Here is a 14,571-nt window from a genome sequence, read left to right as displayed (position 1 = left end):
CCCGCCGCCACCGGCCGGTGGTCCGGAGACAACCGATCTGCCCCGCCGGGGCGGGTGGGAGCGTCGTCGCCGGCCGCGCGGTTCCCCGCGCCCCCGACGGGGCACGTCGTGTGCAAAGGGTCAGACGGGGACGGCCATGACCATGCGGGCGGAGCGGCCGGGGGTCATGCCGAGGCGCCAGGTGTCCCAGGGTCCGCCGGGGGCGACGGTGCCGCGCTCCAGGAAGAGGGCGTACGCCTCGACGTACTCCTCGAGGTCCGGGTCCCGCCCCGGATAGGCGTCGGCGAGGAGCCCGGCGAGGGCTGAGCGGGCCAGGGGCAGGCCGTCCTCGGAGAGCAGCGGCTGGACGGTGGCGCGCAGGAAGACGGCCCAGTCGTGGCCGCGCCGGTCGCCGAGCCCCCGGAAGAGCTCGACGGCCTCGTCGAGGAGGGCGAGGGCCTCGGGCAGCCGCCCGTTCCCGGCGTCGATGACGGACAGCTCGACGCACGACCACGCCTCGCCGTGCTCGACGCCGATCCGGCGGAAGTCCTGGCGGGCGTCCTGGAGGAGCTGCCGGGCGAAGCCGCTGTTGCGCAGATTGCCGGTACGGGCCGCCCGCTGGTCGCGGGTGACCCGCGCGGAGTGGTGCCGGGCGCAGGCCAGCCCGTAGACGTCCCGCATGCGGGAGAACATCGTGCGGGCGCGTTCCAGGGTGCGCAGCGCCGAGTCGGTGTCGCCGGACTCCTCCAGCGCGTGCCCGAGGTAGTACAGCGTCCACGCCTCGCCGCGCGCGTCCTCGCAGGCGCGGTGCCGCTGCACCGCCTCGTCCAGGTCCTGGGCGGCCTGCCGGGCCTCGCCGCGCAGCAGCAGGGCCCGGGCGAGCTGCGTCGCGGTCCACGCGCCGCCGCGCGGGTCGCGGGCCAGCGCGTACGACTGTCCGGCGGCGCGCAGTTCGGCCTCGCCGAGGTCGAGCCGCCCGAGCCGCAGGTACACCTGGCCGAGCTGGAGGTGCGCCCACGCCTCGCCCTGCACGCTCTCGTTCTCGCGGTGCAGCGCCAGCGACTCGCGCAGCAGCTCCAGCGCCGTGCCGACCTGGCCCATGTCGCGCAGCACGGCGGCCAGCGCGTGCAGCGTCCAGGCCCGGTCCTCGTCCAGCTCGGGGGCGGACTGGATCTCCAGCGCCTCGCGCAGCCTGCGCTCGGCCTCCTTGAGGTTGCCCTGGTGGTGCAGGGTGATGCCGAGGCTGTCCAGCGCGCGGGCCGCGCCCGACGGGTGCCGCGCCTCGAAGTACAGGTCGACCACCGACGTCAGCGTCGACCGCGCCTTGTCCAGCTCGCCGAGCTGCCGGGCCGCGATGCCCGTACGCCACTGCACCGACCGCACCAGCACCGAGCGGTCCTCGTCGGGGCCCGACTTCTGCTGCCCGGCGGCCTGTTGGGCCTGCGCCATCTCGCTGATCTCGCCGAGCCGGTAGAGGTCGCCGCGCAGCAGGCAGTAGTCGCACAGCGCGCCGAGCAGCGCCTGTACGGCGGCCCGGTCGACGCCCTCGGTGTCGCGCAGCGCGGCGGTGATGAAGCTGGACTCCTCGTCCAGCCAGCGCAGCGCCAGCTCCAGTGAGGCGAAGCCGTGCTGGCCGAAGCGCCCGGCGCGGGTGGAGGTCTTGCCCTCGACCAGCCGGATGACGGTGTTCGCGAGGTCCGCGTACGAGCGGATCAGCCGCTCGTGGGCGGCGCCGCGCTCCACCGGGTCCTCCTCGTCCAGCAGCCGTTCGCCCGCGAAGGCGCGGACGAGGTCGTGCGGGCGGTAGCGGCTGCCGCGGACGTTCTCGATCAGCCCCGCGGCGGCGAGTTCGTCGAGCCTGCGGGCGGCCTCGCGTTCGTCGGTGGCCATCAGGGCCGCCGCGGCGGCGGCGCCGAAGCTGGCGCGCCCGGCGAGCGCGAGGCGGCGCAGCAGGCGGCGGTTGGGCTCCGGCTGGTCGTGGTAGCGCAGTGCGAGGACGCGGTCGACCGGGTCGCGCGGGCCGAACACCTCCAGGTCTGCGGCGAGTTCGGTGGCGCCGTGGTGGTCGGGGAGCGCGGCTCCGGCGATCCGCAGGGCTATCGGCAGACCCGCGCACAGGTCGCGCAGCCGCTCGGCCTCCGCCCGCAGCGGGGCGGCGCCGCCGCCCGCCGCGGCCAGTTCGCCCAGCAGCTCGAAGGTGTCGTCCGCGTCGAGCGCGCCGACGTCCAGGCTGTGCACGAAGGCGCCGGGCAGTGCCAGTTCCTCCGGGTCGAACGGCGCGCGGCTGGTGACCAGCACCAGGCTCTCGGACCGCTCGGGGACCAGCGTCCTGATCTGCGCCGCGTCGGTGGCGTCGTCCAGCACGATCACCACGGGCACGTCCCTGAGGTGCTGCTGGTACTGCTCGCTGAGCCGTCGCAGGTGCTGTTCCTGATTCTGCCGCTCGCGGAAGAGGAGTTGGTCGCGGGGCGCGCCGAGCCGGTTGAGCAGGTGCAGCAGCGCCTCCCTGGTGGGCAGCGGCGTCCTGCCGTCGCTCGCGCCGCGCAGGTCCACCACGCACGCGCCGCGGAACTGGTCCTTCAACTGCCGTGCGGTACGCACCGCCAGCGTCGTACGGCCGCTGCCCGCCGGGCCGTGCAGGACGACCACGGTGGGCCGTACCGCCGTGGACACCCGGGCCTGGTGCACCCACTGGGCGATCCGCGCGACATGGGCGCGGCGCCCGGCGAACGGGCCTTCCGCGTCCGGGAGATGGCCGAACGACTGCTCCAGTACGGCGCGTGTGCGGGCCGCCGCGCTGCGGTCGTTGCCCGAACGGCGCGGCGGGGAGGGCTGGTTGGGCACCTTGGCGGACTGCTTGCGGGGCGGCGCGGGGACGACCGCGCGCTGCGCCTCGATGAACGGCCGTACGCCGCGGCGGTCGAGCGCGGCCAGCCACAGCAGCCGCAGTTGTTCCGGACCGCCCGGTAAGCCCTGGCCGGCGCCCGCGCGCCGCGCCTTTACCTGCTTGCCCGCTCCGGTCAGCGTCACCGCTCCCGCCGCGCCGACCGCGAGGCCGGTCACCAGCGCGGGTCCCGCCGCGAGGCCGTAGCCGAGGTCGACTCCGAAGGCCACCGCGGCCGTTACGCCCGCGACCAGGCCCTGCACCGCGGCGGTGGCGCGCCCCGAGCGCTCCTGCGGTCCGGCCGCCTGACCGGCCTCCAGCGCCCTGACGTACGCCCCGTACTCCTCGTCCGCCGCGGCCGCGATCTCCTCCAGCCGCTCCAACCCCCGCGCCAGCAGCGCCTTCCCGTCCACGCCCTGCCCCTGCTGGGCCACCGCCCGCTCCAGCAGGCGCACCACCTCGGCCCGGTGCGGTGCGCGCAGCGCGGCCCGTGACTCCGGCACATGTCCTCCCGCGTACGGCTTCGACAACTTCGACGTGCGGACAACCCATGAGTGGGTTTGGTGCCCACCCAGCGCCCGCGTCAAGCCCCCGCGGCCCTGTGGATCCCACAGCGCCGTCCCCGCGCGCCCCTCCCGGGCGCGGAGCCGCCGTCGCCGCCGCGCGCACGCGCGCGGTTCAGGCCCGCGCGGGGGAGGCGGGTTCCGGTGGTGCGGCACCGGTGAACAGGCCGATCAGGCCGTAGGGCGCCTTGTCGCCGAGGCAGAGGTCGAGCATCTCGTGCGCCTCGGCGTCGGCCCCCTGCTCTCCCGCGCGCCGTGGCAGTCCGCGATGCCGCGCGTCTTCGACGGCGTCGGCGCTACGGCTTGTGAACCGCCCGGCTCACGGGGAGTGGTTCCAGACCAGCAGCAGATAGCCGCCGAAGTACCCGGACACCAGCGTCAGCGTCGTCACGACCGTGACGGCCGTACCGGTCCTGGCCTTGGCCAGTGCCACGGCGGGCGGGATGAGCAGCGGGAAGGCCGCGACGAGGAAGCGCGCCTTGGAGTGGTAGTAGCCGGAGCCGCCGATCGAGGTGGCCAGCAGCAGGAAGCTGAAGAGCAGCAGCGGCCAGGGCTGCCGGTCGAGCACGCCGAGGACGAAGAGCGCCACGGCCAGCAGCAGGACGACGGTCACCGCGTACAGGTCGAGCGCCGACGGCGTGCTGAGGATGTGCCGGGCGCTGTCGACGGTGAACCGGCCGCCGTCCCACGACGATCCCCAGCCGTCCTTCTGGATGTGGAACCAGCCGTCCAGCCGGTGCACCCGCAGGCCCACCCACACCAGATAGCCGATCCAGCCGGCGGGCGCGATCAGCAGCGCCGCCCACGCGCGCCAGGCGCGCGGCGCGCGGACGATCGCGAACAGCGCGGCCAGGCAGACCACCGGCACCAGCGCGGAGGCGGTCGGCCGGGTCAGCCCGGCGAGCAGGCACAGGAAGGCACTGGTCAGCCATTTTTCGCAGAGCAGCGCGTACAGCGTCCAGGCGGCCAGCGCCGTGAACAGGCTCTCGGTGTACGCCATCGACTCGACGACGGCGTGCGGGACCACGCCCCACAGCACGGCGAGCACCACCCCGGCGCGCTGGCCGTACAGCTTCGCGCCGACCGCGTAGATGCCCCAGGCGGCGGCCAGCGCGAAGAGCCAGCCGAGGACGACGCCGGTGGTCGCGGGCCCGGTGGGGGACAGCGCGGCGGTGCCGCGCACCAGTTGGGGGTAGAGCGGGAAGAACGCGAGGTTGCTCTGCGCCGGGGTGCCGTGGTCGTAGCCGTGCTCGATGATGCCCAGGAACCACAGCGAGTCCCATTTGCGGCCCAGCAGCCCCAGCAGGCTCTTGTGTTCCGACCGCGCCCACATCCAGAGCATCGCGGTCGCCGCGAGCCGCACCAGCAGATAGCCGAGGACCGCGGGCGCCGCCGCGCGGGCCGCGCGCCGCAGCGCGTCTCCCCGGCCGGTGGGCTCCGCCGCGGGCGCCGGCCGGGTGTGGTCGAGCAGCGCCACGACGCTCCCTCTTTGGCGTGAAAAACGGTGCATACGGGTGAGGTGCAGAATTGCGGCAGTCTATCCGGTCGGTGTACGGCGGTTGTCCCGCACCTGTCCGCCAGCTGTCCGGCCCCTCGCCGAAGCCCCCGCCACGCGCCCCGCCGACTTCCAGGCCATGTCGCCGCCTGTTCCGTACCCAGCAGGCCCGGTGGCGGTGGCGGGTACCGCCGGGTGACGGGGCGGATCTGGGCGTGCGGTGGCGGCCACCGCCGGGTGCGGATCGAGGCGGGCGGTGGGGGCTACCGGCGGGTGACCGAGCGGATCCAGGCGAGCTGCTGACCGACGTCCCCGGCCTCGGCGACCTTCTCCCGGTCGGAGCCGTCGAAGACGCCGAGGAGGGTTTCCGCGCCGTGCGGGGCGACGCTCATCACCGGTCCGCCGGAGTCCCCGCCCGCGGGGATCCCGGACACCTTCACCATGCAGAAGTCCGAGCCGCCCGGCGCGGTGGCGCCGTCGCACCGCGGGTCGTCCGGCCGGACGACCCGCAGCCGCGACTGCTTGAGCACCGGCGACTGGCAGGAGTTCTCGTCCCCGGCGCACGTCGCGCCCCACCCGTACACCCGCACGGTCCGGCCGGGGCGGACGGGCGCGGTGGACAGGCGCGCCGTGCGGACGTTCATGGCCGGCACCTCGACCAGCATCATGTCGGCGACGGCGCTTCCCACGCGCCCGCCGGGCACCGGCCGGACCGTCGTGCCCTTGCGGACGTCGAGGCTGCCCACCCGGAACGTGATCCGCTTGTCCGCGACCGGCCGCGCCTGCTCGAAGAAGCAGTGCGAGGCGGTCAGAATCCACCGGCGCGTCACGGCCGTCCCGGTGCACACCGGCTTCCCGTCGACGAACATCCGCACCGCCCACGGCCCGTACGTGCTCTTCGACCCGCCGATCACCGCGGAGGCCGGTGCCGACGCCGTCACGATCCCCGTCACGGCCACCAGTACGGCCGTCAGCAGCACCCGAATCCGCCCCGCCATCCGCGACCACCCCTCACGCTCACCCGGCACCGCTCCCGCTGGCGCCACTGGTGCCATTGGCACCACTTCCGCCACTTCCGGAACTTCCGCCCATGAGCGTACGCGCCGACCCCCGGCTTTCCGGACCGGACGCGCACCGGGCGTCACGTCCGTCAGCCGCCACCCGGCGCATCCGGCCGGGAGTTCGTCGGCGGTGACACCGGAGACGGGGGGATCACCCAGTCGGGGCGCCAGGTCCCGGCGGCGTCGTGGGCGGTCGCCGCGGCGGCGAGGTGGGCGCGCAGAACGGCCAGCGCCGGGTGGGGGTTGTCGCGGTGCCACAGGAGGGCGTGCGGGTAGACGGGGGTGGGATCGGTCACCGGGATACGGCGCAGGCCGTGGCCCGCGGGCCAGATGAGACGGGTGGGCTCGCCCATGAAGGTGGCCAGCGCCGGGGTCTCGGCGAGGGTGTCGAGGAGCGCGTCGGAGCCGAAGTTGGGGCCGGTCGCCTCGATGGTGAGGCCGAACTCGTCGACGAGGTCGTCGTAGTAGGCGCCCCACTCGGAGCCGGGGACGATGCCGGGCATCCAGATCCGGTGCCCCACGAGCCGCTCGACGGTCACCGACCGGGCGCCCGCCAGCGCGTGGGCCGGGCCGGTGAGGAGCTGGAGCGGCTCGTCGAGCACCCGTACGGACGCGACGTCCTCGGGAAGCGGCAGGCCGGGCGCGGCGACGGCGCGGAAGGTCGCGTCGATCGCACCGGACCTGACGGCGCCGACGGCCGTGCCGAATTCCAGCAGCATCACCACGTCGAGGTCGATCTCGGGGTGCGCGCGGTGGAAGCCGCGCATCAGGCCCGCCTGCGCGCCGCGCGAGGCCATCACGTCGACGCGCAGCGGACGGCGGCCGGGGCGTACGGACGCGACCGCGCGTTCGGCGACGCGCAGCAGTTCGCGCGCGTGGGGCAGGAACGCCTGGCCGTCGATGGTGAGTTCGGCGCCGCGCGGGGCGCGGGCGAACAGCCGCATGCCCAGGGCGCGTTCCAGCGCGGCGACCCGCTTGGAGACCGCCTGCTGGGTGATCGACAGGTCGGCGGCGGCCTTCTGGAACTGGCCCGCGTCCGCGACGGCGACGAAGGTGCGTACGGCTTCGAGGTCCACGTCGATTCACCTTAGTGAACAACGAATGGTTGTGGATCGCGGGCGGTGCGGTTGTTTGACCTGCGGTTGTGCCGCTCGCTTAGCTCTCACCGGTCCACGTCGGCCCGTCGAAGGGGGAGCGCCGCGCATGAGGGGCAGGAGAGCGCTGGGCCGGCCGTTCGGCTGGCTGTGGGCGGCGTACGCGGTGAGCGCCTACGGGTCGGGGCTGGGCTTCGGCGCGCTGCCGCTGATCGCGGTGCTGGCCCTGCACGCGGGCCCCGCCGAGGTGTCCGCGCTGTCCGCCGTGGGGCCCGCGGTGGGAGCGCTGATCGCGCTGCCGCTCGCGCCGTGGGTGGAGTTCCGGCGCAAGCGCCCGGTCATGGTCGCGATGGACCTGACCCGGTTCGCGGTCATGGCGACGGTCCCGGCCGCGTACGCCCTCGGCTGGCTCAGCTTCGTCCACCTGCTCGTGGTCTCCGCCGTGTCCGCCGCGGCCAAGATCGCCTTCAACGCCTCCAGCGGCGCTTACCTCAAGATGCTCGTCCTGCCGGACGACCTGCTCGTGGCCAACGCCCGCTTCGAGTCCACGAACTGGAGCTCCATCGCGGTCGGGCCGCCGCTCGGCGGAGCGGCCATCGGCCTGTTCGGGCCGGTCGTCACCGTCGTGGCCGACGCGCTCAGCTACCTGTGCTCCGCGCTGTGCGTCACCGCGATCCGCGGCCGGGAGGACGCGCCGCGGCCCACCGGCACACCGACGACCCGGGCGGGCGCGCTGCTCGACGGCTGGCGGCATCTCCTGGGCCACCCCGGACTGCGGGCGCTCTACCTCAACCAGCTGCTCGTCGGCGGTCTGATCATGGCCACGGAACCGCTGCTCGCCGTGCTCCTGCTGCGCCAACTCGGCTTCCCGCCCTGGCAGTACGGCCTCGCCTTCGCCGCGCCCTGCGTCGGCGGGCTCATCGGCTCGCGGCTGGCCCGCCGGGCGGTCGCCCGCCACGGGCAGCAGTGGGTCTTCCGGACCGTCGGCACCCTGCGCGCCGTCTGGCTGATCGGGCTGGCCTTCGTCCGGCCCGGCGTCGTCGGCCTGCTCACCGTGATCGCCGTCGAGCTGGCGATCATCGTCAACATGAGCCTGTACACACCGGTGCTCGCCACCTACCGGCTCGAACACACCCCCCGGCACCTCGTCGCCCGGACCCTGTCGGCCTGGTCGATCGGCCAGCAGACGGCCATCGCCGTCCTCACCGCGCTCGCCGGGCTGCTCGCCGACGTCACCGGCCCGCGCACCGCCCTCACGGTCGTGGGCCTGCTCATCCTGACCACCCCGCTCCTGCTGCCCCGCCGCGACCTCACCCCGAGCCCCGAGCCGGCCGTGGCCCCCGGCCGGCCGTGACCGACCGGGCCCGGGCGGGGGTATCGGCGGATCGCGGCACCGCCGCTGCGCCGTTGCGGACCGGAACTGACCGCAATCGCGCCTAGCGTCGCTGTCGACAACCGATGTCAGCGAAAGGACCGCGATGCCCGAGAAGACCAATGCCGCGCCCGAGGGCTACACCACGGTGGCGCCCTGGGTGGTCACCGACGACACGGGGGCGTTCCTCGACTTCGTGGCCGCGGCGTTCGGGGGTGAGGAACTCGGGCGGGTGGCGACGGAGGACGGCCTGATCGGACACGGCGAGATCCGTATCGGCGACACCGTGGTGCTGGCCTTCGACCGGCACGCGGACTGGCCTGTCGTGCCGAGCCTGCTGCGGGTGTTCGTCGCCGACGCCGACGAGGCGTTCGCGCGGGCCGTCGCGGCCGGCGGCCGTATCGTCACGGAGCTGGCCGACGACGCCTTCGGACAGCGCGGCGGCCGGATCAAGGACCCCTTCGGCAACATCTGGTGGGTGGTCAGCCGCGTGGAGGACGTCTCCGCGGACGACATGTGGAAGCGGCTGGAGGACCCCGTGTACGCCGAGGCCATGCGCGTGGCCCAGGAGACCCTCGACGCCGAGCTGAGCGGCCGGGCCGGCCGCAGCAGCGCCCCCGTCAGGACCTGGCCCCGCGGCCAGGACGCGTAAGGCGTAGGTCAATCAGCGTCAATCAGCCGTCGTCAGCGCGTCGGCGGTGAACCTCCGGCGCCAGGCGAGCGCGACGTGGACGAGGCCGATCAGGACCGGGACCTCGATCAGCGGGCCGACGACCCCGGCCAGCGCCTGGCCGGAGGTGACCCCGAAGGTGGCGACGGCGACCGCGATGGCCAGCTCGAAGTTGTTGCCCGCCGCGGTGAACGCGAGGGTCGCGGTGCGGTCGTAGGCCAGACCGACACCCTTGCCGAGGAGGAAGGCGCCGAAGAACATGACCGCGAAGTAGACCAGCAGCGGAGCCGCGATCCGTACGACGTCCAGCGGGCGCGAGGTGATCGTCCCGCCCTGGAGCGCGAAGAGGACGACGATCGTGAACAGCAGCCCGTACAGCGCCCACGGGCCGATCCTCGGCAGGAACGCGCTCTCGTACCGCTCGCGCCCCACGCGCCGCTCGCCGACGCGGCGCGTGAGGAACCCCGCGAGCAGGGGCACGCCGAGGAAGACGACGACGTTCAGCGCGATGTGCCAGGCGGAGACGTCCAGGCCCTGGCCGTCGCCGAGGTTGAGCAGACGCGGCAGCAGGTCGAGGTAGAACCAGCCCAGCAGCGCGAACGCGAGCACCTGGAACACCGAGTTGAGCGCGACCAGGACGGCGGCGGCCTCGCGGTCGCCGCACGCGAGGTCGTTCCAGATGATGACCATGGCGATGCAGCGGGCGAGTCCCACGATGATCAGACCGGTGCGGTACTCGGGCAGGTCCGGCAGGAAGAGCCAGGCCAGCGCGAACATGATGGCGGGGCCGACGACCCAGTTGAGGAGCAGGGAGGACGCCATCAGCTTCCGGTCGCCGGTGACGCGGTCGAGCCGGTCGTAGCGGACCTTGGCCAGCACCGGGTACATCATCACGAGCAGACCGAGCGCGATCGGCAGCGAGATCCCGCCGATCGCGGTCTTCGCGAGCGCGTCGTTCAGCCCCGGGACGGCGCGGCCCAGCCCCAGACCGGCCCCCATCGCGGCCAGAATCCAGACCGCGAGGTAGCGGTCCAGGGCGGAGAGCTTCGCGACGACCGAGTCGCGCGCGGCCGGACCGCCGTCCGGTGGGCGGGCGGCGGCGGGCTGCGCGGAGGGCGCGGGCCGGGGTTCCGCGGAGGGCGCGGGCCGGGGTTCCGCGGAGGGCGCGGGTCGGGGCTGCGCGGAGGGCGCGGGCCGGGGTTCCGCCGAGGTCACGGGCACGCCCGCTTGTACTCGGCGGCGGTACGCGCGGACTCCGCGAGCGCGGCGAACCGCTCGGACAGTCCGGCCAGCACCTCGGGGCGCAGCTTGTAGTAGACGAACCGGCCGCAGGGCTCGGTGTCCACCACGCCCGCCTCGCGCAGGACCTTCATGTGGTTGGAGAGATTGGTCTGCCTGGCTCCGGTCTCCTCGACCAGGTGCGTGGTGCACAGGGTCTCGCGAGCGAGCAGGGTCACGATCCGGAGCCTGAGCGGGTCGGCCAGCACCCGCATCAGATCAGTGTCGACTGATGTCAGCATGGAGACTGATACTGTCACACATCAGTCGCCGCTGATATCAGCGCGGGCTGAATCGTTCGTTCGCCTCGCCACGTCGCCGCAGCGAATCCGTCCCGTCAAGCCGTCGCACCACGCCCGTGGCACCACGCCGGTCCCATCACGCCGGTCCCATCACGCCGTTCAACCGAGGAAGGAACAGGGAAGTCCCATGTCCGACAAGCCTTCCGTCCTGTTCGTCTGCGTCCACAACGCCGGCCGCTCGCAGATGGCCGCCGCGTGGCTCACCCACCTGGCCGGGGACCGCGTCGAGGTCCGCTCCGCCGGGTCCGACCCGGGCGCCGCCGTCAACCCGGCCGCCGTCCGGGCCATGGCCGAGGTCGGCATCGACATCTCCGCCGAGGCCCCGAAGATCCTCACCGTGGACGCGGTACGCGAGTCCGACGTGTGCGTCACGATGGGCTGCGGCGACACCTGCCCGGTCTTCCCCGGCAAGCGCTACCTCGACTGGAAGCTCGACGACCCGGCCGGCCAGGGCGTCGAAGCCGTGCGACCGATCCGCGACGAGATCAAGTCCCTGGTCGGGACCCTCCTCCAGGAGATCGCCCCACCCCCGGCCCCTTGACCGCCCCGCCCCCCGTCGGACCCCGTCCCCACCGGTCCCGCTCCCGCTCCCGCCCGGTGCGTCGAGATGCCCGAACGACAGCCTCCCGCCGCCGCGCGCGATCGTCTCGCGGGCCTTGCTTTGTGAGAGGCTAGGCCGCGTGAACCGGTTGGCTGACGCGACCTCGCCCTATCTTCTCCAGCACGCCGCGAATCCCGTGGACTGGTGGCCGTGGGGGGCGGAGGCGTTCGCGGAGGCGCGCAAGCGCGGTGTGCCGGTGCTGCTGAGCGTGGGGTACAGCGCGTGCCACTGGTGCCATGTGATGGCGCACGAGTCCTTCGAGGACGAGGTGACGGCCGCGTATCTCAATGAGCACTTCGTGTCGGTGAAGGTGGACCGCGAGGAGCGGCCGGACGTCGACGCCGTGTACATGGAGGCCGTGCAGGCGGCCACCGGCCAGGGCGGCTGGCCGATGACGGTGTTTCTGACGCCGGAGGGTGAGCCGTTCTACTTCGGTACGTACTTTCCGCCGGCCGCGCGGCAGGGGATGCCCGGCTTCCGGGACGTGCTGGAGGGCGTCGTCGCGGCGTGGCGGGACCGGCGCGAGGAGGTCGCGGATGTCGCGACGCGGATCGTCCGGGACCTGGCCGAGCGGGCCGACGCGTACGGCGCGGCCGTCCATCCGGGTGAAGGCGAACTGTCGGCGGCGCTGCTCGGGCTGACCCGTGAATACGACGCGCGGCGCGGCGGGTTCGGCGGGGCGCCGAAGTTCCCGCCGTCCATGGCGCTGGAGTTCCTGCTGCGGCACCACGCGCGGACCGGCGCCGAGGGCGCGTTGCAGATGGCCCGCGACACCTGCGAGGCGATGGCGCGCGGCGGGATCTACGACCAACTCGGCGGCGGCTTCGCCCGGTACGCGGTCGACCGCACGTGGAGCGTGCCGCACTTCGAAAAAATGCTTTATGATAATGCGCTGCTCACCCGCGTGTACGCGCACCTGTGGCGGGCCACCGGCTCCGACTTCGCGCGCCGCGTCGCACTGGAGACCGCGGACTTCATGATCGCCGAACTGGCCACGGACGAGGGCGGGTTCGCGTCCGCGCTGGACGCCGACAGCGACGACGGCACCGGCAAGCACGCCGAGGGCGCCTACTACGCGTGGACGCCCGCGCAGCTCACCGAGGTACTGGGCGCGGCCGACGGGGAGTTCGCGGCGGGCTACTTCGGCGTCACCGAGGAGGGCACCTTCGAGGAGGGCGCCTCCGTACTCCAACTCCCGCAGGGCAACGGTGTGGTGGACGCCGACCGGGTCGCCTCCGTACGCGAACGGCTGCTCACCGCCCGCGCGTCGCGCCCCCGTCCGGGGCGTGACGACAAGGTGGTCGCCGCCTGGAACGGCCTGGCCATCGCCGCGCTCGCCGAGACCGGCGCCTACTTCGACAGGCCCGACCTCGTACAGGCCGCGGTCGACGCCGCCGACCTGCTCGTACGCGTCCACATGGACGAGCGCGGACGGCTCTCGCGCACCTCGCGCGACGGCGTCGCCGGGGCCAACGACGGTGTGCTGGAGGACTACGGCGACGTCGCCGAGGGCTTCCTGGCGCTCGCGTCGGTGACCGGCGAGGGCGTCTGGCTGGACTTCGCCGGGCTGCTGCTCGACTCCGTCATCGTCCACTTCACCGCGGACGACGGCGGGCTGTACGACACCGCCGACGACGCCGAGACCCTGATCCGCCGCCCGCAGGACCCCACCGACAACGCGACGCCGTCCGGCTGGACGGCCGCCGCAGGTGCGCTGCTCACGTACGCCGCCCACACCGGCTCCGACGCCCACCGCACCGCCGCGGAAAGGGCGTTGGGTGTCGTCGGCGCGCTCGCCTCCCGCGCGCCGCGGTTCGTCGGCTGGGGTCTGGCCGTCGCCGAGGCCGCGCTCGACGGGCCGCGCGAGGTCGCCGTAGTCGGCGCGGTCGGCGATCCCCTGACCGACGAACTCCACCTCACCGCGCTGCTCGGCGCCGCGCCCGGCGCCGTGGTCGCGGTCGGCGAGGAGGGCAGTACGGAATTCCCGCTGCTGCACGCCCGGCCGACGCGCGCCGGGCAGGCCGCCGCGTACGTCTGCCGCAACTTCGTCTGCGACGCGCCGACGTCCGACGCCCGCACCCTGCGCTCGCAGCTCCGCTCCGACGTGTGGACCGGACCCCGCCCGAGCTAGCCGGTCCCCCTGCGGGGGGTGCGCGCTCAGCCACGACGCTCCCGCAGGTCACCGGCCGTCCCGGCGGGGCGGATCGGTTGTTCCCGGACCACCGGCCGGTGGTGGGTTGCTCGCGCAGTTCCTCCCCCAGCCTTCGGCCGGGAGGTGCCCCCAGCGCCCCTGACGGGGCGCACTGTCTTTCGTCCGGGCGGCGAGCGGTCACCGCCCCGTCCCGGCGGGGCGGTTCGGTTGTTCCGGGACCACCGGCCGGTGGTGGGTTGCTCGCGCAGTTCCTCCCCCAGCCTTCGGCCGGGAGGTGCCCCCAGCGCCCCTGACGGGGCGCACCGTCTTTCGCCCGGGCGGCGAGCCGATCTTTTTAGGGGCGCGGGACTGTGTTTGATCTGCGGCTGCTGCCGCGTGGGCGCGCTCAGCCACGACGCTCCCGCGGGTCACCGGCCGTCCCGGCGGGGCGGATCGGGGGTGGCCGGGTCACCGGGGGTGGGGGCTGGGGGCTTGGTGCCGGGGGAGGCGCGCGGGGTCAGAACTCCAGGCCACCGCGCAGCAGGCCGAGGGCTCGGTCGAGGAGGGGGAGGAGGTCTTCGGTGCGGCCCTGTTCGACCCAGTACATCGTCGTCTCGTGGATGACGCTGAAGACGGCGGCGGTGAAGACGCGTACTTCGAGGTCGTCGGCCGAGCGGCCGGACCGCTCGGCGATGATGCCGCCGAGCAGCCGACCGGTCTCCGACATGGTTTCGTGGGAGCGGGAGCGGATGGCGGGGACGTCGCGGACCAGTTCCTCGCGCTGAACCATCTCGGCCTGGCCCTCGGGGTCCTGGAGCAGCAGGCTGAGCGATTCGTGCATGACCATTTCCAGCGCCGTCAGCGGTGACTCCTCGGCGGGCCGGGACCGCAGCATCTCGGCCATGCCCGCGTCGTACTCGTCCGTGAGGACGATGTCCTCCTTGGTGGGGAAGTACCGGAAGACGGTGCTCGGCGAGACGTCCGCCTCGGCCGCGATCTGGTCGACGGGGGTGGCGTCGTACCCCTGCTCGGCGAAGAGCCGGTAGGCGGCGGCGCGGATGGCCTGGCGGGTCTGGGCCTTCTTGCGTTCGCGCAGACCGGTCTTCGCCGGGATGATGCCGCTGGAGCGAGGGGACATGGC

The 14,571-nt window shown here is 73.9% G+C and carries 11 protein-coding genes; 4 read left to right on the top strand and 7 right to left on the bottom strand.

Annotated elements, in window-relative coordinates:
- Positions 1-120: 120 nt before the first annotated feature.
- The 4 genes from ACIQCJ_RS09785 to ACIQCJ_RS09770 all read right to left on the bottom strand — a co-directional run bounded on the left by ACIQCJ_RS09785 (position 121) and on the right by ACIQCJ_RS09770 (position 7,058).
- A complete protein-coding gene (locus tag ACIQCJ_RS09785) occupies positions 121-3,366 on the bottom strand; it encodes a tetratricopeptide repeat protein (RefSeq protein ID WP_402711117.1) in 3,246 nt (1,081 codons plus the stop codon).
- A gap of 379 nt (positions 3,367-3,745) precedes the next feature.
- On the bottom strand, positions 3,746-4,903 hold the full coding sequence (locus ACIQCJ_RS09780; protein WP_402711116.1) for a hypothetical protein: 1,158 nt from the start codon (positions 4,901-4,903) through the stop codon (positions 3,746-3,748).
- Positions 4,904-5,184: 281 nt separating this feature from the next.
- Entirely contained in the window at positions 5,185-5,919 is a 735-nt protein-coding gene (locus ACIQCJ_RS09775; RefSeq protein WP_391049122.1) for a trypsin-like serine protease, read from the bottom strand.
- Positions 5,920-6,071: 152 nt separating this feature from the next.
- Positions 6,072-7,058 carry a LysR family transcriptional regulator gene (locus ACIQCJ_RS09770; protein WP_402711115.1) on the bottom strand — a complete coding sequence of 329 codons (987 nt, stop codon included), beginning with the start codon at positions 7,056-7,058 and terminating at the stop codon, positions 6,072-6,074.
- A gap of 127 nt (positions 7,059-7,185) precedes the next feature.
- Here ACIQCJ_RS09770 and ACIQCJ_RS09765 point away from each other — a divergent pair, with 127 nt between their 5' ends.
- Together ACIQCJ_RS09765 and ACIQCJ_RS09760 are read left to right on the top strand one after the other, a co-directional pair.
- A complete protein-coding gene (locus ACIQCJ_RS09765) occupies positions 7,186-8,430 on the top strand; it encodes an MFS transporter (protein ID WP_402711114.1) in 1,245 nt (414 codons plus the stop codon).
- A 124-nt stretch (positions 8,431-8,554) separates the two neighbouring features.
- A complete protein-coding gene (locus tag ACIQCJ_RS09760) occupies positions 8,555-9,100 on the top strand; it encodes a VOC family protein (RefSeq protein WP_391049126.1) in 546 nt (181 codons plus the stop codon).
- An 18-nt stretch (positions 9,101-9,118) separates the two neighbouring features.
- Here the strand turns inward: ACIQCJ_RS09760 and arsB are convergent, their stop codons facing one another.
- Positions 9,119-10,339, bottom strand: a complete 1,221-nt coding sequence (gene arsB, locus ACIQCJ_RS09755; RefSeq protein WP_402711113.1) for an ACR3 family arsenite efflux transporter — start codon at positions 10,337-10,339, stop codon at positions 9,119-9,121.
- Positions 10,330-10,638 carry an ArsR/SmtB family transcription factor gene (locus ACIQCJ_RS09750; protein WP_402711112.1) on the bottom strand — a complete coding sequence of 103 codons (309 nt, stop codon included), beginning with the start codon at positions 10,636-10,638 and terminating at the stop codon, positions 10,330-10,332. Before ACIQCJ_RS09750 ends, arsB begins: the two co-directional genes overlap by 10 nt.
- 187 nt (positions 10,639-10,825) lie before the next feature.
- Here ACIQCJ_RS09750 and ACIQCJ_RS09745 point away from each other — a divergent pair, with 187 nt between their 5' ends.
- Positions 10,826-11,239 carry an arsenate reductase ArsC gene (locus tag ACIQCJ_RS09745; RefSeq protein WP_402711111.1) on the top strand — a complete coding sequence of 138 codons (414 nt, stop codon included), beginning with the start codon at positions 10,826-10,828 and terminating at the stop codon, positions 11,237-11,239.
- A gap of 139 nt (positions 11,240-11,378) precedes the next feature.
- Positions 11,379-13,430 (top strand): thioredoxin domain-containing protein, encoded by a 2,052-nt coding sequence (locus ACIQCJ_RS09740; protein WP_402711110.1) that lies wholly within the window; start codon positions 11,379-11,381, stop codon positions 13,428-13,430.
- 517 nt (positions 13,431-13,947) lie between these two features.
- Here ACIQCJ_RS09740 and ACIQCJ_RS09735 read toward each other — a convergent pair.
- Positions 13,948-14,568 carry a TetR/AcrR family transcriptional regulator gene (locus ACIQCJ_RS09735; protein ID WP_401312881.1) on the bottom strand — a complete coding sequence of 207 codons (621 nt, stop codon included), beginning with the start codon at positions 14,566-14,568 and terminating at the stop codon, positions 13,948-13,950.
- Positions 14,569-14,571: the final 3 nt, after the last annotated feature.

The sequence above is a fragment of the Streptomyces sp. NPDC093221 genome (assembly GCF_044753885.1).
Classification (GTDB): Bacteria; Actinomycetota; Actinomycetes; order Streptomycetales; family Streptomycetaceae; genus Actinacidiphila.
Note: the sequence above shows the minus strand (reverse complement) of the source record. Positions and strands in the feature narration are given on the sequence as shown.